We start from the raw sequence: 22,468 nt of genomic DNA on the forward strand, positions 1-22,468 counted from the left end.
GTACTCAGTCACGGTATCCGGACTATACTGATTCGTATATCAATCCCAAAATGATTGTGTTCGGGCGTATTCGCGCTCTTTCGAGAGAATATCTCGGTAGAACTCATCTTCGTTCTCCCGAAGCTTGTTGATGATCTGGGCGGCATTGTGCGGGCCGACTCCGCGGGCAGCCATCGCGATGACAGCTTGCTTGCCGTGGCTCTGGACCAGACTCGCTCCCCGATACGCACGCTCGGTCATCGCCGCTTGCTCGTCGTCCTTTTTGGCAGCGCGAACCGCCTGGACGACCTCCTCAGCCCATGGATTCAACGAGGCGATCCGCGTCGATCCACACTCGGGGCACTCTGGCTGATCGGCCACCCGCTTGACTTTCGTTTTTACCTTCCACTCCTGGCAGTGCGTACACAACAAGATAACACGGTCGTCTTGCAATCGCTCGCGAACCGTCTGAATTACGCTCGAGTCCGCGTTTTCGGGTGCGAGCAGTTCCTTCCCGCCCGAGGAGCGCCCGCCCTGGCCGACTGGTGTGCGACCGCGGTGAGTCACGAGGTCGATCTCGTCGGACTGAATGCCCTCGAGCACCGCACTCGCACGGTCGATATCCAGATCCTCATGGAACACCTCACGAACGGATTCCGCGTACATCGGCGTGTCCTCGAGAGCGGCAAGCAGGCGTTCGTTCGAGATTCGGCCCGATCCAGAACTTTGCCAGCGTTTGAGCGCGCCGAACTTCGCCGAGACCTGTGCGAGCCGAAACGCGAGCGCATCCGAGTTCTTGAGGCCGAGTTTGACAATCGCCTCGACGTGATCAGGATCGGTCTCTTCGAGCACCTCGAGTATGTCGCTGGTTGCAATCGAACTTGGCACCTCGAGTTCGATTCGGTAAGGGTCGGTCTCGAGTCCGACTGAAGACCCTGCCCGCTGGCCAAGCAGTGCGGAGAGCGTTCGCCCAAGCGTCTCGTTGGCCATGTGGCCGAGACAGGCGTTGATGACGACCGTTCGGCCCCGGCGCTCGAGGACGATCCGGTCGGCCGTCGGCATCGGGGACTCGCCGTCGATCTGGCGCTCGAGTTGTTCGCAAGCCTCGGTCAGTGTATACTCGTCGGCCGGATAGCGACCGGCGAATTCGCGTCCAACGCTGGCTGCATCCGCGCCCGCCTCAAACTGCGGTTCTGCAACAGCACGGATTTCGCCGACCTCACCTGCGACAGCGGCGGGAACGGGAATCTCCTGGCCGATCCAGGATGGCACCTCGCCTGCTGGGTCTTCGATAGGGCTGACCTTTACGCGTCCCTCCTCGTCGTCGATTTCCGCAATCCGCCACATCTCGCCGCGCTGGATGAACACCTCGCCGGGCTGGGCGAAGTTGACGACGAATCGCTCGTCTAAGGTCCCGATCTGGCCGCCCGAGGCGATGTCGTGGACGTCGTAGGTCTCCTCGTCGGGAATCATCGAGAGATTCGCGTAGACGTACTGCCAGGTGCCACCGGAGGTCTCGATGCGATTTTCGCCCTCGTCGTGCCACAGAATCCGGTTGCGACTCAGTTCGGAGACGACCTCGCGGAACGTCTCCTCGGTGAGGTCGCGAAACGGATACGCGCGAGTGATCGTGGCGTAGGCGTCCTGTATGTGTCTCGAGCCGCGGCTCTTGACGATGCCGGGGATCTGGTTTGCGACTACGTCCAGACTCCCCTCGTGAATCGCCGCGGGTTCGACCTCGCCTGCGCGGGCGCGGCGAGCAATCGCCAGCGCCTCGAAGGTGTCGTCCGGTCTGGTCGTGACGATCGTCCCGCTCGAGACCTCGTCGCGGCTGTGGCCGGCGCGTCCGATCCGCTGGAGCAAGCGCGTGACCTGTCGTGGACTCTTGTACTGGATCACGTGATCGACGCGGCCAACGTCGATGCCCAGTTCCATCGAGGAGGTACAGAGTAACCCGTCCAGTTGACCGGCCTTAAAACGATCCTCGACGTCTATTCGGGCCTCTTTCGAGAGCGAACCGTGATGAACACCGATCGGTAACTCGAGTTCGGTAAACCTCGAGCCGAGTGCCTCGGCTGTCTGGCGGGTGTTCACGAAGATCAGCGTTGATTCGTGCTTGTCGACGAGATCACGAATCACGCGAACGTGACTCGCGGTGTCGGGTTCGGTCATCAGTTTCCCGGCGAGTGTCTCGTCCTCGTCGGTGATCTCTGGCTTGTGGACGGTCACGTCGACGTTACTCCCGACGTCGATTTCTCGCACTTCGCAGGGCCGGCCACCCGAGAGGAATTGACCGACCTCACCGGGGTCACCGACCGTCGCCGAGAGACCGATGCGCTGGAACTCACCCGCCAGATCGTGCAGTCGCTCGAGACCGATGGCCAACTGCGCGCCGCGTTTTGAGGCGGCGAGTTCGTGGACTTCGTCGATCACGACGTGAGAGATGTCGGCCAGCCCCTTGCGCAGGCGCTCTCCCGTCAACATCGCCTGCAGTGTCTCTGGCGTCGTCACAAGCACGTCTGGTGGGTCCGTGGCCTGCTTACTGCGCTGGTAATCCGTGGTATCACCGTGGCGAACGTCGACCTCGAGATCTAAGTACTCGCCCCACCACTCGAGGCGTTCGCGCATGTCGCGGTTGAGCGCCCGCAGCGGTGTGATGTACAGGGCACCGAACCCCTCGGGTGGGCCAACGTCGGAGGAGACCGCCGACGGGGATCGCGTCGCTGCGCTCCGCTCGCCCGCCTCGGCGTCGTCGGTTGTCTCATCTGTCGCTACGAGGTGATCGAAGACGGGTAACATCGCCGTCTCGGTTTTCCCACTGCCGGTCGGCGCGATCACGAGCGTGTGGTTGCCTGCGGCAAGTGGTGGAATTGCCACCCGCTGTGGGGCCGTCGGCGTCGAAAAGCCGCGTTCGGAGAGGGCTCCACGAACTGTCGAACCGAGGTGGGTAAAGGCTGCGACATCCCCGTCGGTCATCGACCGCCAGTAGGGACGACCACCGCATAACGTTGTTGTGTGCTTGCGCCTGTGTGCGTGCGTGGCCACACCACCGCTTTACTTTCACTTTCACTCTGCTTGGAATTGACTTACGACAGTGCCGTCTCAATCGGTGTGTATGTCACTCAATAATCAAGACGTCTGGAATCCGACGATTGCGATAACACGGACGATTCGCGAGAACATTCTGCGCTATCTCTTCGAATACGGCCCATCATCTGCGGGCGAGATTCGTGACGCTCTGTCGCTTCGACGCACCGGTAACGAGGGTGCGTTCAGATCACTCCTCGAGTTCGAGTTGCTTGCCCGGTCGGTCAGACATGGCCGGGTGCACTACGAACTCACCGCATGTGGTGAACGATTTATCGAAGAGCAATTGCTCGGGACACGCTGATCTTGTCGCAGTTCATCTCATTCCCGCTTGCGAGTGTACGTGTGACTGGCCAGCTACAGCAATGTCTCTCGAGGACGATATCTGCCGTACTAGGCTCGACTCGAGTGCTGAACTACCCGGTTAAGTGTCTCCTACGGCACGCTGCGTAAGGGAACGAAATAGAAGGGGTCGGTTTCCGAGTGGTATGCGGTCCATAGCTATTTGCATATCGCCGGTACCTCGGGGAGATGACACCTATCAAGACAGGACAGTCACACTCATTGATTGGTTGGTCCCCAATGGTGGCTCTGCAAGCGGGTCACCAGTCCCTTTCGGCACTCATCAGTACTGTGGAGTTGAACGCACGCATACAAGCAGAGGCGCAGGTATGACTCCTCTGCATGACCGCGGCTGGATACTGGGTATAGCCGGTGCGCTCGTCGTCTGTGGCGCGCTCGTTGCGGTCGGTTTCGCCGGCGGTGTTGGGGCAGTACAGGAGACTCAGCAGAACGTCTCCGAAGAGGCACATATCGAACCCGTTCCTGAGCCCGGCGATGCGTACTTCGAGGCCGAAGCGTCGGATGGCAGTTGGGTGAGTTACGTCAACCCGCGCGATGAGTATCGCTCGCCGTATCTCGGTGATGGCTCTGGAAAGCTCTGTGTGACGCTCGTCAATGAGCGCGGCGAACCCGTCGTCGGGGAGAGCGTCCCCGGAACAACGGTGACGATGCCAACCGGTGATGAACTCGACTGGCACTCTCACACCGATCCGTTCACCGTGGAATACCCGCTTACCGAGCACTACCAGCGCCCACTCGATGCTGACCAGTTCGGTACTAGTCCGGACCTCGCACAGGGCGATGGTTACATGGACTCTCACTGCATGGAAATCCACGGGCTCCCAGAAGATGGTGGCACCGTCGAATACGGCCCTGTCGACGTCACTGGCGAGCACGCAGATGATATCGAGGTCGTCGGCTACATCCAGCAGGCACACGACTCCTGGGATACAGACGTTGATCCAATCGAGGACGCCGAACCGTACGAGGAAGCCGGTGGCGGCTGGACCTACTACCCTGACGGGTCACACGGACAGGCCGTTGCCGTCCTCCAACTCGACGGCGATGCGGATATCGCTCCCGACGATACACCAGACACCGACGACGAAGACGCCACGAACTCGAGCGACGCTGGCCAATCCGACGATACCGAGACTGACGCTGACACCGAAACAGACGCTGACAACGAGACTGATAGCACCGACACCGATCCGTCCTCGAGTGACGACGGGTCTGAGGGCGATAGCGATGATGTCGACGAGGGGGAGAGCATGCCCGGCTTCGGCCTGCTTGGCGCAGTCGTTGTCGTGCTTGCACTGGTCTGTGTCCGCGCTATTCACGCTGGCACGCGCGAGTGACCAGCGTCTTTCCAAGCCTCGCACGCTGACGACACAGTCGGCCGTGATGAACCACTCCTGTTTTGGCAGTTGCACTCGGAGTATCGAGTATGACCGACGACGACGCGGCCGATTCGGAGCCTCGCGTTCCTGTGGTGTGTTCGACGTGCGAAACGACATCTCGGATCCCGCTTTCGGAGTTGGCCGACGCAGTCGACCGACACAACACCCAGCTCCATGACGGTGAGGACGTGGCTCAGGTCGACCCGGAAATCGCCGACCAACTCGCCAATCTCGTTGCGACTGACCTCGGCTTACTCGAGGAGTGACCGACGCTGGAACGTGATCAGACTCGAGACAACGACGGAGAGACGAATTTTTGAACGAGACGCCCGTACACACGGCCATGACCGACCAGGCAGAGTGGATGGAACCCGAAGACGACCACATTCTCGAGTTGCTGGCCGAAGACGATATTTTTGAGCCAAGTCATATCGAATCCGAGGGCATTTGTCGCGGCCCCGACGCCGCCTACCGATGCCGTGAACTCACCAAGTACGGACTGTTGACCCGGCCGATGACCGGCATGTACGATCTGACCGACCTCGGCGAGCAGTATCTCGCGGGAGAGGTCGATGCGAGCGAATTGACTCCAGAGGAATAAGACTACTCCGACCCCGAAACGGCATCTTGAACGTGCGTCTCGAGAAAGGAGACGACCTCGTCGCCGCCCATGAAGCCATCAGTCACGTGTGCGATCTGAGTGCCGTCCCGAAAGAGAAACAGGGCTGGAACCGACCGAACGTCAAAGCGCTCGAGCAGCGCTAGATCGTCCCTCGGGTTGACGAGTCCAATCGGAATCCCGGTTTCTCGAGCAACATTGCCGAGGACGGGTTCCATCGCCTGACACAGCGTACACCCGCTGGTATAGCACTCGACCAGTGCAACGTCGTGGGACTCAATGAACTGTGTGACCGCATCGTTGTCCTCGAGATGGACAGGTTTCGTCAATTCGTCCATGTGTGTGATATGGTCTACGAGTGGATACCGTTGACGCCGTTGTTGGACACAGAAAGTGACCGAACGCGCAGGATATATACGATCTAGGGGCGTTCGCATACCGGTTTTGGCAATCGCGAACGCAACGCAGTCGGGACTGCCATCGATGATCATCCAGAAATGGACTGATACGTCTCGAGTGCCTACGGCTGTTAATGACTCGACAGACGACCCACGAGGCGCGCTCGCGCCAAAAATCGACGTTATTCTGCTGGGAGTGTCACTACTCGAGTCCGGCTACTGAGGGGTGGATTCGCCGGTCCAGTGATGGCACAGTTGCCACCGTCTGTCCGCAGTGTCAGACTACGATTACCACGCGTCCACAGCGTAGTGATCGCTCCGACAGCCGCCGGCCACATCACAGTTCTGCAACGGGGTAGCAGGCGCACACGCCCAATATTGGTGTTTGTGAGCGACAGCGTGACTGCATGTTACGCCCTGATTCGCGCATATTTTGCCTGGCATTCCCCGAGTGATTGTACAGATTCAGACGAATGTACACACCATTTCGGCGACCATTGCTGACATTGTTCAGTTTGGTCCGCAGCACAGTCTCCATTTGTCTCTATTTGTTATTGCTGCACATCACTTATTGACCGAATGGGCTATTTTCTCGCAGAATGCGTATATTCGCCCACAACAGTAGAGCTTTAATAGTAGGATCCATTTCCTTACTCGAGTAGAAGATGACAGGTGACAACCTGACCACTGCGGAACAGGACGTACTGGACGAAATCGAGGCGGAAGACGTTGACTTCCTCCGACTGCAGTTTACGGACATTCTGGGAACGGTCAAGAATGTCGCCGTCCCGGCCCGTCAGGCCGAGAAGGCGTTTACCGAAGGCATTTACTTCGATGGCTCGTCGATCGAGGGCTTTGTCCGCATTCAGGAGTCGGACATGCGCCTCGTTCCTGACCCAGAGACCTTCGCCGTCTTGCCATGGCGCAACGACGAGGACAGCGCTGCCGGTCGAATGATCTGTGACGTCTACGACACCTCGAGTGGTGAACCGTTTGAGGGCGATCCACGACGCGTTCTCAAAAACGCGATCGAACGTGCTGAGGAGCTCGGGTACACGGTCAACGCCGCACCAGAGCCCGAATTCTTCCTGTTCGAAGAGGACGAGGACGGCCGCGCAACGACGAAAACGAACGACGCTGGCGGCTACTTCGACGTCGCCCCGAAAGACCTCGCCAGCGACGTTCGCCGCGACATTATCTACGGCTTAGAGGAGATGGGCTTCGAGATCGAAGCCAGTCACCACGAAGTTGCAGAAGGCCAACACGAGATCAACTTCGAGTACGATGACGCGCTTTCGACGGCAGACAACGTCGCCACTTTCCGAACGGTCGTCCGTGCAATCGCCGCCCAGCACGACCTTCACGCGACGTTCATGCCGAAGCCAATCCCAAAAATCAACGGCTCGGGGATGCACACCCACCTCTCGCTGTTTACCGAGGACGGCGAAAACGCCTTCCACGACGAGGACGACGAGTTCAACCTGAGCGAAGAGGCTCACTCGTTCCTCGCCGGTATTCTGGAACACGCCCCGGCAATCACCGCCGTTGCAGACCCAACTGTCAACAGCTACAAGCGCCTCGTGCCCGGCTACGAAGCACCCGTCTACGTTGCCTGGTCCGACCGCAACCGCTCGGCACTGATCCGCAAACCGGCCGCCCGTGTCCCAGCCGCAAGCCGCATCGAAGCGCGCTTCCCAGACCCATCGTGTAACCCATACCTCGCGCTCGCCGCGCTCATCCACGCCGGTCTCGAGGGAATCGAGAACGACCTCGACTGTCCCGACCCAATCCGCGAGAACATCTACGACTTCGACGAAGAAAAACGCGACGAGTACGGCATCGAAACGCTCCCATCGAACCTGGGCGAAGCCGTCGACGCACTTGAGGAAGACGAGGTCATCTACGACGCCCTCGGTGAACACGTCGCACCGAAGTTCGTCGAAGCCAAGAGCCAGGAGTTCGAAGAGTACCTCATCGACGTCTCCGACTGGGAACTCGATCGGTACCTCGAGACGTTCTAATCGAGACACCGCGTCTCTCGTCACTGATCACTCTCCACGGCTCACGCGTCTGCCAGTCTCGTTGTTTACTGTCAGTTACAGGTCACGGACGGTGTCGATGTAGTCCGTGAAACGTTTCCTTTCTGGACCGAACGTATCGGACGATGACGGATACCGATCGACCAGCGCCGCCGCCAACGCTCGAGGAACCACTTCGCGAGTTACTTGTAGAACTCGCAGTCGAGGAGCCAGCCCAACTTCGGGCAGTCGCGACACATGCAACGCAACTCGAGGGCTGGCTCGACCGCCAGGACGAAGACGGAGAGGCGGAACCGACAGCGGACTCGAGCGAACAGGTGGCTGTGGGTCCCGAGACGGTTCCGCCGGGCGTGCCTGAGCGAGCGAGTGTGAGCGTCACGGAGATTGCCGGGAGCGAGTACTGGTACTATCAGTGGCGGGATGGCGACGAAATTCGGTCGAAAACGGTTGAACGGTAAGGACAGTCCACTCTCGGCCCGAACTCACGCCTCACCGTAGACTGGAACCGCTGCCCCGCTTGTAACCGCCGCGGCGTCGCTACAGAGAAACGCCATTACCGCAGCGATTTCGGCGGGTTCGACCCACGACTCGTGATCCGAATCCGGCATCATCTCGCGGTTCATCGGTGTGTCGATCACGCTCGGCATTACTGAGTTCGCTCGAACCGTTCCCTGATTCTCCTCGGCAATCGTCTCCATCAACAGTCGGATACCGGCTTTCGTGATCCGGTAGGGGCCGTCGCCCTCACCACCCTCGAGCGACGAGCGTGCACTGACGCTGACAATTGCTCCGTCGGTCTCCTGTAATGCTGGGAGCGCGTGTTTGGAGGTGAGAAATGCCGTCTTCAGATTGATGTCGACCAGAAACTCGAACGACTCGAGGTCGGTCTCTTCGATGTGGTCACCGCCGCGCCAGGTGCCGGCGATGTTCAGCAGGTGATCGATTCGTCCGTGGTCGTCGAGAACCGACTCAATGAGGGATTCAACCGCGCTCTCGTCGGTCAGGTCTGTTTCGTAGAACTGGACGCCATCGGCTGGCTCGAGGTGGCTGTCTTCGTCATCGGGAGCGACGACATCGACGGCACAGACTGTCGCGCCGGCCTCGCGAAATTGATCCACGGCGGCGCTGCCGAGTGCACCGCTTGCACCCGTAATGATGGCAACAGTGTCCTCGAAGTCGACCGTAATCGAACGCTGTGGTGACATAGACTCTCCTGCCACATCCAGGGAGATTAATTACGGGGGCGAGCGCGCCTGCACTGGTTGGCGTCCGGTCCAGTCGAATGACCACCGGCCATGAACCGGGAGTATATTGGCTCCCAGCCCATTAGTATCGGCGAATGCGACTGATCGCCCATCGTGGATTCGCTGCGACGGCGCCGGAGAATACGATTGCCGCCGTACAGTCGGCCGCCGACCACGCCGATGCCGTCGAGTTCGACGTCCGACGCTGTGGCTCGGGCGAACTCGTCGTTATCCACGACGACACAATCGACCGCGTCACCGGCACGAACGGCACCGTCGCCGACCTCAGCCTCACGGAACTCAAAACACACACAATCCTCGAGTCGGACGAACAAATTCCGACGCTCGAGGAGATGCTCGCCGCGTTGCCGCCGGACATTGAGGTCAACCTCGAGATGAAAGCCGAGGGAATCGCAGCAGATGTCCTCGAGACGATCGCTGCCGCGGATGTTGACAACCGAATCGTCACGACCTCGTTTCTCCTGTCGGAACTGCGGACGATCCGCGAACTCGAGCCGGATCAGCCATCTGGACTGCTCGTCAGCCGTCGCCTCGAAACACCGGTCACGACCGCCATCGAACTCGACTGCGACGTGATCGGCGCGAACTACGCGCGGTGTCTCACCACACAGCTCGTCCCGCGGGCGAAAGCCGTCGATCTCGAGGTTCACGCGTGGTCACTCGAGCGCTGGCTCCTGGCGAAGATACTCGAGTTGCGCGGTGTCGATTGCGTGTCGGCGGATCGGCCGCTTCGCGTGTAAGGTAGCGCTACTTGGGGGATGAACCAGTTCCGGCATCTGGCTCGGGCGATAGGTAGTACGCTCGAGCGTGATAGAGATAGATAATGAATATCACGCTGATGAGCAGCCCACCAATCTCGTCCTGAGCGATATCGAAGACAGCGTCAATGCCGAAAATGAACAGTGTCACGACCCATGCCCACAGTTGGCCAGTCCACAGTCCGTAGGCAACGACCAGATACAGCAGTGCAACAAACAGGTACAGCAACACAGTCTCAGTGTCGCCCATGCGAAGCACGCGGAACGATATGAGAACGAGCAGTATCGAAATGAGGACGCCGAGTACGCAGATGAGTGAGATCCCAATCGGTCGTGATCGCCCCCCTGAGTGAGACGACACACTGGCTTGAGGCGTGCCCATACACTCGCCTGTGAGTTCAACCAATAAATATTTTCTCTGAGACAGGTTGTCTTCCTAGCAGTTCACTTACCAACCGTCGTCACCGACACCGTCCGCGTCCGTGGGCCATCACACTCGAGGACGAACACAGACTGCCAGGTTCCGAGCGCGAGATCACCGTCGCGAACGGGAATCGTGACGTCCGGGCCGACAAGCGCCGCGCGCAGGTGTGAATCGGCGTTGCCATCTAACTGGTCATGAGCGTGGCCGTCGTCCGGAACGAGGTCATCAAAAAAGCCCTCGAGATCGCCTCTAAGGCGTGATTCGTTTTCCTGAACGATGAGTCCAGCCGTCGTGTGCTCGACGAACGCAGTCGCGATCCCAGTTGAGAGATCATTGGGAATGGCCGCTGCAAGCTGGTCGGTGATATCGACGCTCGTGAGTCGGGCATCTGTTTCGACAGAAAACGCCATACTCGGATCAACGTGAGCCAGGACAGACTACGTTACGGTGGCGACTGTCTCGAGTGACTCCCGTCGTCCGTCGCTTGATTCGCCGTCGGAAGTTGTGCACGCGCCCAGGCGGCTCGCTCTCGGACGCCCCGGTCTGGGTCGCGGTGCTCGAGTGCACCGAGTTGCTCCCGCGCGGCTTCAATACGGCCGTATCCAACCGCGAGACAGGCGTTCAACCGGACTGACGTGTGCTCATCCTCGAGCAAGGAAACGAGTTGGTCGCTGATCGGTGAGGTCGCAGTGTCGGCATCAACACCGGCAGCGACGCGTGCAATCGTCGTCGCAGCGTTCGCTCGGGTTTGTGGATACTCGCTCTCGAGGGCGGGCGTGAGGTCGGGACAGACGCCTTCGACCGTTGCGGGGTGGTGGCGCGCTACGTCTGCAAGGCAGCCGATGGCGTTGGTTCGTAGCGAGTCGTTCTCATGAGTGGCCAGTGAGGCGGCGGCGGCGACGAACTCGTCCGTCTGCAGCGTCGTGCCGGTACGGGCGATTCGCCCGAGCGCAGCAAACACTTCGACGCCGTGTTCCGTAGGATCTGGCTCGAGTGCGTCAACCAGGACCGGAACGGCAGGCTCGAGTTCGGTCGGATACGCCGTTGATAGGTGGCTCACTATCTGGATGCCCCACCCGTCTATGACCGGGCGATCGGCAATGGCAGCCGTGAGCAGTTCAATCTGTTCGACGAGCGCACCAGGGCGGTCATCGGCAATAGAGGCGAGACAGCGACAGAGGTCTGCTGTCGCCGGATGTGACGGCTGATTCGTGACGAACGCGAGGATCTGGTCAGCCGACGGCGCAACGTCAGGTGGTGATTCGTCTGCGAGTTCGGCGAGACAGTACGCAATCTCGTCGTGGAACTCGAGCGACGGTCGGTCGAGAAGCGTCCGCAGTTTCGGAACGGTCGGTATACAGCGTTCGGGGTATGTATCGACGTGTCTTCGAATCGTTCGAACGGCTGCGTGTTGTGTCTCCGGTGTGTGATCATCGAGTTGTGCAAGAATCGCGGGCAACTCGAACGGCGCCGAATCGCGCTCGACTTGGTCGTCGTCGCTGCCCCCATACCCATCCCCATCCATGCTATCCGCTCCATGTGTGATCTACCGTAAAAGTCTTCCGTCAGTTTAATTCACGGTGGCCGAACGGAAAGTCTGCCTACGCGAGCCAGTCGTCGGGTTTCGTGTCGTAGTCGACGTCGTCTGCCTCGAGATGTTCGACCTCTTCCCACGGCACATCTTCGATACGGACCTCCCGTCCGTCGTAGCGCAGCAACTTTCCTTGCTCTCTCGCTTCGGGTTCGCGATTGCGTCGCTTTGCAACCTCGATGTCGTGTTCGTCGACTTCGGTGACAATCGTGAGGAGATTGACCGGACGCCCCCAGAGTTCGAAGATGCGCTTGATCGTCTCTCGAGCCTGCCCGAGATCGAGCATAACGCCGTTGTACTGATGGCCCAACAGGAGTTCGTTGGCGTTGTTGTAGTTACCATCATAGACCGCAATCGTCGGCTTCCCGAAGTTGGTAAACTGCAAGAGCAGCTTCTTTTTGACGTCTTCGGCGGCATCGCTTGCGACGTGGAACTGCCCTGTCGCCTTCGAGTGCTCGTAGGTGAAGTAGTTGTTCTCGGTGATGAACTCCTCAGTCAGGAACTCATCGAGGAAGGTTACGTCGTTGTGGCTCTCCCGGACGTCGTACATCCGATCCCAACCCGCCCCAAAGTCGACATCCTCGAGTGCGTCCTCGACGCTGCCGTAGCGGGCGTCGTCGAACAGATAGCGCCCGATTCGCTCGAGTTCGTTCTGACTGACCCGCGAGAGGAAGCCACGATTCTGGCGCTGTACCAGCGAGTAGTGTCGCCGCGCGAGTCCCTCCTGAGTTAGAACCTTCCAGGGGTACTGATCGACATCGATCTCGCTCGCGCGAGCGCGCTCGAGTGCCTCGTGGTCAACCCACTCCTCGGGAAGGGACGTGAGGTCTGCGAGCGTGTCAGACGAAATCGACTCGAGTGCAGTCGGTGGCTCAAGCGCAGCGAGTACGTCATCGAAGTCGACGACATCTGTGAGGTTGCGCCAGGAGATGCCCTCGACGCGAAGCAGTCGCTCGAGGACTTCCCGGCGGTTGGTGGTGTTTTCGACATACTCCCAGAGCTCCATGCCGAGGCTGTACGGATTCAGGCCGCCGGAGGCGAGGACTTTCGCCATGTGATCGGCGTAGTTCATGAACTCGTCGTCGCCGGCGAAGCCCTCATCGGTCATCATCGTCGACTCCCAGTAGGCTGCCCAGCCCTCGTTCATCACCTTCGTCATCTTCTGGGCCGCGAAGTAGTACGCCTCCGCGCGCATCATATCGAGGACGTCGCGTTGCCACTCCGTCATCTCGACGGCACGCTCGCGCTCGTCGTCGTACTGCTTGCCGTGCTCGCGAACGAACGACAGCAGGTCCTTTTCCGGAACGTCTGGGAAGGTGACGCCTTCCTCCTCGCCCTCGAGTTGCTCGAGCCACTCGTCGTCGAACACCTCGCCTTTGATCTCGTCGGAGAGATCGAGTTCGTCCAGTTTGGCCGCGAGGTCGTCGTCTAGCTCCTCGGCTGTGCCGTCGACCGCCAGCCGGCGCTGGAAAACTCGATGCTGGTCGATGTTGTCCTCGAGACTCAGGCAGTGGTCGATCCATTTTTCGACCTCGGCACGGTCGATCTCCGGGTCGGACATGTAGCCGTCGATAGCGCGAGCGTGGCGCTCGAGCATGGCGGCGGCGTTGACCTGTTCCTCGTCGGCTTGCCCACCCGTAAAGAGGCCGAACCACTCGTTTTTCGCGAAGAAGTCAGAGTGGGCCTCGACGTGTGTGATGACGGCCTTCTGGTCGGCCAGGGTGTTCGACTCCTGTAAGAAGGCATGGGCTGGGTTGTCATTGTTGACGATTTCGAACGCTTTCCCGCCGCCGTACTGGCCTTGCTTGCGCTGTTTGTCGTACTGCATCCCCCATCGCCAGTGTGGGTAGCGAGTCTGGAAGCCGCCGTAGGCGATGAGTTCGTTCATCTCGTCGTAGTCGATGATCCAGTACTTGACCGGATACGGCTCTAAGCCGAGTTTCTGTGCGAGATTGCGAGCCTCCGAAACCGGCTCCTCTAAGTCGCTGGCGATTGCCTGTTTGCGGAATCGGTCCGCATTCGAGTTGCGTTTACTCATTGTCATCACTCTCCGTCGAGAGAATCCGGTAGATTGCGTCCGTCACGTCTGCCTCGTTGTTGACGTACGCCACCGCGACATCGTCGTCGTCGATGCCGAAATGGCGCTCGAGTTCCTCGGCGTGGGTCGCGTTGATCGCGTTCCCGCTTGGCTGGGTCTCTACGTAAGCGTGGAGGTTCGCCGGAATCTCCTCCATCATCGGAATCACGCGCTGTTCGGTGTCGTTACTCGAGTTCTCCGAGTCACCTGCCGCGAACACGTAGCGGTTCCAGTCGCTCCAGGGGTACTCCTCTAACAACTCGGCAGCCAGTTCGTACGCACTCGAGATTTTTGTCCCGCCGCCTGAGCGGATGCCGAAGAAGTCGTCGCGTTCGACCTGCCAGGCATCTGCATCGTGGGCGATGTAGATGAACTCGGCGTTGTCGTACTTGCCCTGCAGGTACCAATCGAGCGGGGTGAACGTCCGCTCGACGAGTTCACGCTTCTTTTCGCGCATCGACCCGGAGACGTCGCGGATGTTGACGACGACGACGTTCTTCTCTTTTTCCTCGATGATCTCGGGGTGGCGGTAGCGTTCGTCCTCGCGGCGGAACGGGATCTGTTTGATCCCTTCGCGGCGAATCTGTTCCTGAACGGACTCGCGTTCGACGTTCTGTTCGACCGCCTCGATGGACTCCCAAGTCCCGCGCTCGTCGGCTACCTCGTGGTAGGCCTCTTCGACCCAGGCCATCGACACCGGCAGATTCTCGCCTCGAGCCCACTCGAAGACCTCACGCGGGGAAATGCCCTCGACTTTGCACAGTTCGCGCAGGAAGTCCTCGTCGAAATCCATCGCGAGCTTTCGCTTGAGTCCCTCCTTGAACATCCGCTCGAAGTCGAGCGTGCTGTCGGGGCCCGTCCGCGTCATATCGGTGAAGGGGCCTTCTTTCTCTTCGATGACCTTCTTGCCCTTTGGCTCGAGGTCTAAGCCGAGTTCTTCGTCTAACTCCTCGGCGAACTCCTCGGGGTCCATCTCGTAGTACTCGTGCTCGCCGCCTTCCTCGCCGGGTTCGCCGTCTTCGTCGCCATCGCCTGGCTGTGGCTGTGGTTGGCCAACCGGCTGGCCGGGCTGGGGTGTGCCACCGTCGCCCTGGCCGACGCCGCCCTGATCGCGCTGATCGTACGCGAACTCGGGGAGCGAGACGATTTTGACCGGCACGTTGATTTGGCCGGGGCCGCTCCCGCCGAGTTCGCCGTACTGGATGAACTCTGCCAGATCCTCACGGCGCTGTTCGCCCACTTCACGGAATCGCTCGAGGTCATCTCTCAGTCCCATCGGTAGCTCACCTGTCCCATAACGTGTCTGCTGGTCAGTTCGGCCGAGGCCGCCGAGTAGTCGAACTCCGCGACCATGTTCTGGATTGTGTTCTCCTTGACCGTCTCCGTCTCCGTCCCGCTCGGTGGGTCATCCCACTGGCGCGGGTCGAAGTCCTCGAAGGTCCGCCGAACGTCGTCCCAGTCGTGGCTCTCGAGGACGCTCTTGATGACTGGAATCGCAGTCAGATCGACGTTGCCGACGGCGAAGTCTTCGTCGCGGTGTTCCCAGGCGTGGCGATTCAAGGAGGTGATCACCTTCTCGCGGCGGAAGTTTCGGACGCTCTCGCGAGGGAGGTTCCCCTCGTACTCTTCCTCGGAGAACCGCCCGAGATGTTCGACCTCGAAGAGTTTCATCTTCAGCGGATCGGGGTCGACCTCCTCGCCGCGGTCATTGTACAGCGGTTCGTCGGTCTCCCACGCGTAGACGTGTTCGACGTACTCGCCGACGGTCTCTTCGTCGACGCGTTTGTCGTGCATGATCGCCTCGATTACATCCGACTCCTGGCGGTCGTAGATGTAGTTTTTCACCGGCACGACGCGATTTTCGAACTCCGAGCGCTCGCCGGTCGAAAACACTGGTGCATCGCTCAGCCCCTCTGCCATCGTGTTCAGTACGTCACGCGGCATGACGACATCGTCGACGGCTAACTCGGCGTGGTGACGATCCCGGTCCGTCTGCAGGAGTTCTGCGAGCGTATCGCGAGTGTAGGTCACCGGAATACCGTGGTCGCCGTCTGCACCGTCGTCATTGAAGTCGAACTCGTCTTTCTCCCGACGCGTATCGCCTTCCTGTAGGTAGCCCTGATCGTAGATCAACGCCTTATCTACCAGATCGAGGCCGTTCGGCAGATTCTCCTCGTCCAGTCGCGTGACGACCGCATACAGCGCCGCCGCCTCGAGTGCGTGCGGTGCGAACTCCTCCGTTCGCGTCTCACCCGCCTGATCCTTGAGCGTCACCGTCACCGGCGAACGGATGCGCTCCTCGAGTTCGTCGTACGTATCGGCCTCCCAGACGGCCGTCTCGTTCGTCAGTTCGCGGCGAATGAGTTCGGACTCGAGGCTCAGGTTCGTCAGGTAGCCAAACTGGTGCTTATCGAGGCGGCGCTTGAGTGCCTTGAGCGGGTCCATCCCGTTCCGGTCGGCGTGCTGGTTGAGTTGGGCCTCGAGGTCGGGATTCGAGATGATCAGCATCTGCGTGTCGACGTCCATCCCGATTCCCTTGTCCAACTTCACGGACTGCTCGTCGGGGACGTTCAGCAGCTTCTGCAGGAGATCGGCGTGCTGGGCTGCGTCCTCAACGATGGTGAGGACACCGTTGCCCTGCGAGAGCACGCCGTCGTAACTGAACGCCTGCGGGTTCTTGCGCCCGCGTGAATCTAACTCCTGAAGCATCCCGTGCATCCACGAGCCGACGAGTCGCTCCTTGGGCTGGCCGTCGTCCTCGCTGTGGAGGACGCCGACGCCCTGGCCAACATCGACGACGTAATTTTTCACGCGCAGGTGGCTCTCGTCGGCAATCGCCGAGAACAGTTCCTCCTCGCCGTTTCGGCGGTACTGTTCCTCGAGATAGTCGTATGCCTCCCGTGAGAACGGATCGAGTTCGGAATCGACCTGGACTGGAACGTGGTCCTCGAGTTCCTCGTTGAGATCTGCGAGCAGTTGCGCGCGGACATCTTCGGGGAATACCGACAGCGGGTGGGCCTGAACCGGGCTTTCGTACCAGTTTCGGTCGTCACCCGCGGTCGGATCGCTGCCATAGCTCAGGCCGCGGTCGTCGGCCTCGGCGGTCGTGACGTTCCACTCGACCGTGTATCGGCGGCCTTCGGGCGTTTTGGAGTACTCGCGCAGGCCGTTGACCAGACAGCGCTTGAGTTCGGATTTGCCCGTCGCCGTTGGCCCTTCGAACCAGATGATCTTCTCGTCTTTCGCCCGGCCCGCGGCGATTGATCGAAGGTCATCGACGAACCCGTTCAACACCTCGGTGTTGCCCAAGATTGCGTGCTCGCCGTCGTTGTGCGGATCGTCGAAGAAGCGGTAGCGTTCGTTCTCTTCGCCTTCTTCGACGACCGTGCGCGTGCCAGCGGCTTCGATTGCCTCGAGCAAGTACTTCGAGGCGTGGGAGGCTATCGTCGGGTTCTCGAAGAGCCGGTCGACGTACGCCGCAAGGCTCATCGGCTCCTCGTAGGTCGCCTCGAGTTCGCGGTCGGCCTCAGTGACGTAGTCGTCGCCAGTCATATTAGGTCACACTCATATTAGTCGTCGATCTCCGCTTTGGCGACCTCTGCGCCAGCAAACTCGAGCACCTCCCTTGCGCCGCCTTCGGAGTAGCCCTGTTCGATCAGCGCGTCGATCCAGGCAGAGCGCTCGTCGTCGTCGAACTCGTTTGCCGACACCAGCGCCGAGAAGTTGATGTTGTGTTTCTTGTCCTCCCAGAGTTTGCGCTCGAGTGCACGGCGCAGGCGCTCGTTGTCCTGCGGGTTGAACGCCTCGCCCTCGCGGGCCCGGCGGGAAACCCAGTTGCTCACTTCCTGGCGGAAGTCCTCCTTGCGGTCTTCTGGAATGTCGAGTTTCTCCTCGACCGACCGGAGGAACGTCTCGTCGGGTTCTTGCTCGCGCCCAGTCAATTCGTCTTCGATGGTGTCGTCGTCGATGTAGGCCATCACGTGGTCCATGTACTTCTCGCCCTGGCGCTGGATTTCGTCCAGATCGTAGGCGAGTGCGTGGCGCACGTCCTCGATGGCGCGCTCTTTGTACTCCTCGCGGACGACCTCGAGGTAGCGGTAGTACTTCTCGAAGTTGTCCTCCGGAATCGAGCCGTGATGCTCTAAGTTCTCCTCAAAGAAGTTAAACACCGTTAGCGGCGAGAGGAAGCCTCGAGAGCGGTGTTTCGAGTCCATAATCGCCTCGGCGATTTCGTCGCCGATGAACCGTGGCGAGACGCCGACCATCCCCTCGCCGATCTCGGCTTTGCCTTCCGCTTCCTCGCGGAGTTTCTTCACGTCGACGTCGTCGCCTTCGTCGATTTCGCCGTTGTACGCCTTTGCCTTCGAGAGCAGATCGACGGTTTCTGCGTCGGGTTCCTCGATTCGGGTGAGGACGCCGAACAGTCCGGCCATCTCGAGGGTGTGGGGCTCGACGTTGATGTCGGGCACGTCGGCGTTGGTGAGCATCTTCCAGTAGATTTCGGCCTCATCCTCGTAGGAAAGGACGTAAGGGAAGTCGATCCGTTTCGTCCTATCGTTGAACGCTTCCATCTTCTCGTCGCCCTTTTTGTCCTTGTACTCGGGCATGTTCGTCCGGCCGACGATCACCTGGTCGATGTCGATTCGCGGGTTGTTCTTCGGCTTGATCGTCTGTTCCTGCGTGGCGTGCAGGAAGTCATAGAGGAACTCTCGCTGGAGTTTTAGCAGTTCCTCGCCGGAGAAGATGCCGCGGTTCGCGTTACAGAACGCCCCCGAGTAGTCAAACGCACGCGGGTCAGACTCGCCGTAGACGGCGATTTTCGAGTAGTTGACGTCGCCGGTGAGTTCGGTCTCGTCCTGGTTCTTCTTGTCTTTCGGCTCGAACGTCTCGAGGCCCTGGCGCTTGTTCTCGTCGGCGATAAAGCGGACGATCTCAACGTGATTCTCGAGGACCTGTTGGAGGTCGTCATCGTAGTACGCGAGCAACCGGTCCATGTAGAACTCGCTTTCGGGGTCGAGTGCCTGCTCGTTCTGGATGGTGTAGGGGGCGTCTAGGCGCTCGTTCAGGTCGTCGATCACCGACTGGCGCTGTTCTCGCGGGAGCAAGACCAGGGGGTCCTGATTCATTGGCGAGCGGACGGTGTCATCAGCGGGGTCCTGATCTTTGATGACGTCACAGAGGTTCGTCCACTCGAACGTGTACATCCGCCCTTCGTCGCGAAGTGTGTAATCCTCGAAGTACTGGCGAACCTGTTTGTCGAAGTGGGACTTCCCGGAGCCAACGGGACCAAGCAAGAGCTTGATCCGCCGTTCGGGTCCGAGACGGCGTGCACCGGATTTGACTTTGTTGACAAACTCGTGGATCGACTGGTGGATAACCTTTCCATAGAAGGTGTTCTCGCCGTCGTTAAGCGGATCCTCGCTCGCCAGCAGGTACTCGACCATGCCTTCAGTTTCGTCGTAGGTCGTCCCGTAGTGGTCGAACATGTCCGCGACGCGCTGGTGGGCGTTGCGGGCGATTTTCGGGTCCTCGTAGCACGCCTCTAAGTACCAGTCGAAGGACTTGGTTTCCCGCAGGTCTGCGGGCATCGATTCTTTGTACGCCGTACTAAGCTGCTCGAGTGTTTCGATGTCACCGGTCATTGTATCACTGGGTGGGTTCGGGTCCCCCGCTGGGTGCTTGTGTTCGTGTTAGTCGTGTCTGTGATCGCGCGGGGCCATTGTAGGACAGCACGTGCGCCGTCGACGAATCCGTCAGCCGTGACCACTGGTCTCGAGTGGGGGTGAATCGATCTGGGCACCGTGTGGTCGCGGTCGTCGTTGTGTCCGTGCGTCGCTCGCACAGGGTGTGACCCACGGCGGGCGCCAGCGCATTTGCATGTCATGTGTGAGCGATCACCACTCGACGTTGCGAGACGACCCTGTCGATGGTCAGTCACAACGTGCGCCGGGGACGGACGCAGAGTGGATCGGCCCGGTAATCGGATACCGATAGTATTTAATGAGTGAGTAATCCAGCTACTTAATGTTTGCCACAAAAGGTATTTGCCAGGAGTATTTTCCATGCATATGTTGCCAGTACTGAACACAGTCATGTGGTATCGCGCCTCATGGTTGGCCGGATATGGGTTAAATGACAGCCCTGCGATGGCACCGTCAGTTCACGCGCGAATAGTCACGCAATCGCGAACGTCACTAGATACCACACGTCACTGGGCATATAGCTCGAGTATCGTCGCAGTTTGTGAGAACGGGATGGTCACGTCTCGTTTTCGCTCTCGCTGGGATCGCCCGCAGATCGCGGGAATTTAGCCAACTCGAGTCTAACGGAGGGTATGCCCACGCTCGAGGCGCTTCCCGATACCTGGACCGTCTGGTCGGATGGCGACGACGGTCGGCTTGTTCTCGCATACCGGCCGGACGTCTTCAACGGTGATGCGTTCCCGGCTGCCTGTCTCCCGACACTGTATCTCACACACGGCAAACGGACCCGACGCCCCGGCCAGAATCCGACCAGCACCGACGGCACCGCCGACTGGTACGTCACTTTCTATCTCGAGCCCGATGTCTCGCTGAACGAGACCAATCGATTCCCGACGCGAGAGTGTGCACTCGAGTGTGCACTCGAGTTGGCACAGGCGTTCGATAATGGCGAGATCGATTATCGCGGGCTGTATCAGGTCCCTCGCGAGGAATACTTCGAGCGCCTCGATGAACTCACGGGACGTGAGGCTTAACCCTGCGTAGCGAGTACGAGTGATCATGTCAACTGTGACGCTCGTCGGCACCCGACTGGCCGAGTCGGGCACCGAGTTCGTCTATCAGGGGGAAGCCGACGGCTGTGCCGGCTGTCCCTACCGAAGCCAATGTCTGAATCTCTCACCTGAGACGACCTATCGCGTCACGGCTGTTCGGGAAAACGCCCAGACGCTGGAGTGTGCAATGCACGACGAAGGCGTCCGTGCTGTCGAGGTCGAACCCGTCTCTATTCGTGCGAACGTCCCCGCACAGGGTGCCTACGCTGGCAGCAAGGCGAGTCTGCAGGGGTCCTGCCCGTACGTCGAATGCCCAAGCCACGAGTTCTGTGAACCTGCGGGTACCGACTTCGACGAGGAGTACCGCATTCAGCAAATTCTGGGCGACCCGCCACACGAAATCTGTCATCTCGATCGCTCACTCGAGTTGGTCGAACTCGATGTGAACGACTGAATCCGCTGCTGTCCTAACCGATTCCCAGATTCTCACGCCACAAGCGACAGTGGGTCCTCGAACTCGAGGCCGCGCTCGAGGAGTCGGTCAACGAAGTGTGCGGTCAGATCGGGTGTGTTCCCCGCGTCATGAAACAGAACGATATCGGCCGACTCGGACTCGAGTCGATCAGAACGCGCTGCGATCTTTTCATCCAGTTCTGCAGGCGAGTCGACGGTCCAGTCCGCAACGTCGACCGTCCAGAACCAGTCTCGATCCTCGCCGTGGTCCGTGCGGTACCACTCGTACTCGATCAGGTCGGGATCAGGTGAGACGAAGCCGTCCGCCGCGAGTCGGTCCTGAAACGCTGTGGCGTGCTCGTCGCCTTTGTCGCCGAACGGGAAGCGGAATAGCTTCGCCGGGCGGCAAACGTTTGCGGCGTCGTAGACCTCTTCGAGAAGCGATTCAGTTCGCTCGAGTTCTGCGTCGAACGTCTCGACCGACAGCTCCGAGGCGTGTTTGTGGGAGTAGGCGTGATTACCGAGGTGAAAGCCAGCCTCGAGCGCCATCTGTGCGTGGTCCGGATACTCAGCCAGTCGGCGACCCTCACAGAAGAACAGTGCAGGGACATCGCGGTCCTCGAGACGAGCCACTAGCTCTGGGAGCGTCGCCGAAGGCGCGTCATCGAGTGTGAGATAGGCCGTCGTCATCACTCGTGAATCAGATGGGCTAGGCGAAGTCGATGACGGTTTCCCGCAAAACAGAGTGCAATTGCGCTGGGAATCGGTGCCGCTCAGGCCTCGAACGTTTCTTCGTCGAGCCACGTCCCTGCCCAGCACTCGATTTCGTCGAACACTGGCTCGAGCGATCGCCCTTTGTCTGTCAGGCTGTAGTAGGTCGCAATCGGGGACTCTTCCTCGAGTCGGCGTTCGACAAAGCCCATTTCACCGAGGTCATCGAGCACGCGCGAGAGCGTGCGTGCGTTCGCGTCAGTCGAGCGCTTGAGTTCGTTAAAGCGCTGTTCGCCCTCGAGCAGTTCGTGAAGGACTGCCAGTCGCCACTGGGAACCGATCTGCTCGAGCGATTCGATGACGGGGCAGGCGGTTGACTCGTGGTCACCATCTCGCGTCTCGGTCTGGGTGGGTGTAGATGCCATCAGCGGGTCTTACCCCGGAGTACGTGACAGCGCCGTATAGCAGTTCGGCTTCGAACCAGCTATCACAGTGATAGTGCCTCGAGTTCGTCACTGACGAATGTGGGGTGGGCAACCTGACAGTTATGGGGGCCGAGATACTGGTCTCT

At 59.9% G+C, this 22,468-nt stretch carries 22 protein-coding genes; 10 read left to right on the forward strand and 12 right to left on the reverse strand.

The window, feature by feature from the left end; genetic code table 11:
• Positions 1 to 39 precede the first annotated feature (39 nt).
• Positions 40 to 2,955, reverse strand: coding sequence for a DEAD/DEAH box helicase (locus G6M89_RS19475; protein ID WP_165163563.1), 2,916 nt, complete (start codon positions 2,953 to 2,955; stop codon positions 40 to 42).
• Between the two features lie 139 nt (positions 2,956 to 3,094).
• Between G6M89_RS19475 and G6M89_RS19480 the strand changes: the two genes are divergently transcribed.
• The 4 genes from G6M89_RS19480 to G6M89_RS19495 all read left to right on the forward strand — a co-directional run bounded on the left by G6M89_RS19480 (position 3,095) and on the right by G6M89_RS19495 (position 5,409).
• A complete protein-coding gene (locus G6M89_RS19480) occupies positions 3,095 to 3,370 on the forward strand; it encodes a hypothetical protein (protein ID WP_165163564.1) in 276 nt (91 codons plus the stop codon).
• A gap of 367 nt (positions 3,371 to 3,737) precedes the next feature.
• Positions 3,738 to 4,766: a PGF-CTERM sorting domain-containing protein gene (locus G6M89_RS19485; protein WP_165163565.1), complete on the forward strand. Its 1,029-nt coding sequence runs from the start codon at positions 3,738 to 3,740 to the stop codon at positions 4,764 to 4,766.
• A gap of 89 nt (positions 4,767 to 4,855) precedes the next feature.
• Entirely contained in the window at positions 4,856 to 5,074 is a 219-nt protein-coding gene (locus G6M89_RS19490) for a hypothetical protein (protein ID WP_165163566.1), read from the forward strand.
• A gap of 77 nt (positions 5,075 to 5,151) precedes the next feature.
• Positions 5,152 to 5,409 carry a hypothetical protein gene (locus G6M89_RS19495; RefSeq protein ID WP_165163567.1) on the forward strand — a complete coding sequence of 86 codons (258 nt, stop codon included), beginning with the start codon at positions 5,152 to 5,154 and terminating at the stop codon, positions 5,407 to 5,409.
• Positions 5,410 to 5,411: 2 nt separating this feature from the next.
• On the opposite strand, the gene G6M89_RS19500 is transcribed toward G6M89_RS19495, so the two are convergent.
• The gene (locus G6M89_RS19500; protein ID WP_165163568.1) at positions 5,412 to 5,765 is read right to left on the reverse strand and encodes a co-chaperone YbbN; all 354 of its coding nucleotides are present in this window, start codon (positions 5,763 to 5,765) and stop codon (positions 5,412 to 5,414) included.
• Positions 5,766 to 5,871: 106 nt separating this feature from the next.
• Between G6M89_RS19500 and G6M89_RS19505 the strand changes: the two genes are divergently transcribed.
• From G6M89_RS19505 to G6M89_RS19515, 3 genes are all read left to right on the forward strand, one after another.
• On the forward strand, positions 5,872 to 6,048 hold the full coding sequence (locus G6M89_RS19505; protein ID WP_165163569.1) for a hypothetical protein: 177 nt from the start codon (positions 5,872 to 5,874) through the stop codon (positions 6,046 to 6,048).
• 442 nt (positions 6,049 to 6,490) lie between these two features.
• Positions 6,491 to 7,846 carry a type I glutamate--ammonia ligase gene (gene glnA, locus G6M89_RS19510; protein WP_165163570.1) on the forward strand — a complete coding sequence of 452 codons (1,356 nt, stop codon included), beginning with the start codon at positions 6,491 to 6,493 and terminating at the stop codon, positions 7,844 to 7,846.
• A gap of 143 nt (positions 7,847 to 7,989) precedes the next feature.
• Positions 7,990 to 8,322, forward strand: coding sequence for a hypothetical protein (locus G6M89_RS19515; RefSeq protein ID WP_165163571.1), 333 nt, complete (start codon positions 7,990 to 7,992; stop codon positions 8,320 to 8,322).
• Between the two features lie 24 nt (positions 8,323 to 8,346).
• Here G6M89_RS19515 and G6M89_RS19520 read toward each other — a convergent pair whose 3' ends face one another.
• Positions 8,347 to 9,069, reverse strand: coding sequence for an SDR family oxidoreductase (locus G6M89_RS19520; protein WP_165163572.1), 723 nt, complete (start codon positions 9,067 to 9,069; stop codon positions 8,347 to 8,349).
• 134 nt (positions 9,070 to 9,203) lie between these two features.
• Here G6M89_RS19520 and G6M89_RS19525 point away from each other — a divergent pair, with 134 nt between their 5' ends.
• Positions 9,204 to 9,869 carry a glycerophosphodiester phosphodiesterase gene (locus G6M89_RS19525; RefSeq protein ID WP_165163573.1) on the forward strand — a complete coding sequence of 222 codons (666 nt, stop codon included), beginning with the start codon at positions 9,204 to 9,206 and terminating at the stop codon, positions 9,867 to 9,869.
• 7 nt (positions 9,870 to 9,876) lie between these two features.
• On the opposite strand, the gene G6M89_RS19530 is transcribed toward G6M89_RS19525, so the two are convergent.
• From G6M89_RS19530 to G6M89_RS19560, 7 genes are all read right to left on the reverse strand, one after another.
• Positions 9,877 to 10,269 (reverse strand): hypothetical protein, encoded by a 393-nt coding sequence (locus tag G6M89_RS19530; protein WP_165163574.1) that lies wholly within the window; start codon positions 10,267 to 10,269, stop codon positions 9,877 to 9,879.
• A 62-nt stretch (positions 10,270 to 10,331) separates the two neighbouring features.
• A complete protein-coding gene (locus G6M89_RS19535; protein ID WP_165163575.1) occupies positions 10,332 to 10,721 on the reverse strand; it encodes a secondary thiamine-phosphate synthase enzyme YjbQ in 390 nt (129 codons plus the stop codon).
• Between the two features lie 32 nt (positions 10,722 to 10,753).
• A complete protein-coding gene (locus G6M89_RS19540; RefSeq protein ID WP_165163576.1) occupies positions 10,754 to 11,836 on the reverse strand; it encodes a HEAT repeat domain-containing protein in 1,083 nt (360 codons plus the stop codon).
• 76 nt (positions 11,837 to 11,912) lie between these two features.
• Positions 11,913 to 13,940: a SpoVR family protein gene (locus G6M89_RS19545; protein WP_165163577.1), complete on the reverse strand. Its 2,028-nt coding sequence runs from the start codon at positions 13,938 to 13,940 to the stop codon at positions 11,913 to 11,915.
• Complete coding sequence (locus tag G6M89_RS19550) at positions 13,933 to 15,255, reverse strand: DUF444 family protein (protein ID WP_165163578.1); 1,323 nt, start codon at positions 15,253 to 15,255, stop codon at positions 13,933 to 13,935. Before G6M89_RS19550 ends, G6M89_RS19545 begins: the two co-directional genes overlap by 8 nt.
• Positions 15,246 to 17,531: a PrkA family serine protein kinase gene (locus tag G6M89_RS19555; protein WP_165163579.1), complete on the reverse strand. Its 2,286-nt coding sequence runs from the start codon at positions 17,529 to 17,531 to the stop codon at positions 15,246 to 15,248. The genes G6M89_RS19550 and G6M89_RS19555 overlap by 10 nt, the downstream gene beginning before the upstream one ends.
• A 17-nt stretch (positions 17,532 to 17,548) precedes the next feature.
• Complete coding sequence (locus tag G6M89_RS19560) at positions 17,549 to 19,621, reverse strand: PrkA family serine protein kinase (protein WP_165163580.1); 2,073 nt, start codon at positions 19,619 to 19,621, stop codon at positions 17,549 to 17,551.
• A gap of 692 nt (positions 19,622 to 20,313) precedes the next feature.
• Here G6M89_RS19560 and G6M89_RS19565 point away from each other — a divergent pair.
• Together G6M89_RS19565 and G6M89_RS19570 are read left to right on the forward strand one after the other, a co-directional pair.
• On the forward strand, positions 20,314 to 20,715 hold the full coding sequence (locus G6M89_RS19565) for a DUF5820 family protein (protein ID WP_165163581.1): 402 nt from the start codon (positions 20,314 to 20,316) through the stop codon (positions 20,713 to 20,715).
• Positions 20,716 to 20,740: 25 nt separating this feature from the next.
• Positions 20,741 to 21,187, forward strand: a complete 447-nt coding sequence (locus G6M89_RS19570) for a UPF0179 family protein (protein ID WP_165163582.1) — start codon at positions 20,741 to 20,743, stop codon at positions 21,185 to 21,187.
• A gap of 32 nt (positions 21,188 to 21,219) precedes the next feature.
• Here the strand turns inward: G6M89_RS19570 and G6M89_RS19575 are convergent, their stop codons facing one another.
• Positions 21,220 to 21,876 (reverse strand): polysaccharide deacetylase family protein, encoded by a 657-nt coding sequence (locus G6M89_RS19575; RefSeq protein WP_165163583.1) that lies wholly within the window; start codon positions 21,874 to 21,876, stop codon positions 21,220 to 21,222.
• A gap of 83 nt (positions 21,877 to 21,959) precedes the next feature.
• Positions 21,960 to 22,322, reverse strand: a complete 363-nt coding sequence (locus G6M89_RS19580; RefSeq protein WP_165163584.1) for a helix-turn-helix domain-containing protein — start codon at positions 22,320 to 22,322, stop codon at positions 21,960 to 21,962.
• Positions 22,323 to 22,468: the final 146 nt, after the last annotated feature.

The organism is Natronolimnobius sp. AArcel1 (assembly GCF_011043775.1).
GTDB lineage: Archaea > Halobacteriota > Halobacteria > Halobacteriales > Natrialbaceae > Natronolimnobius.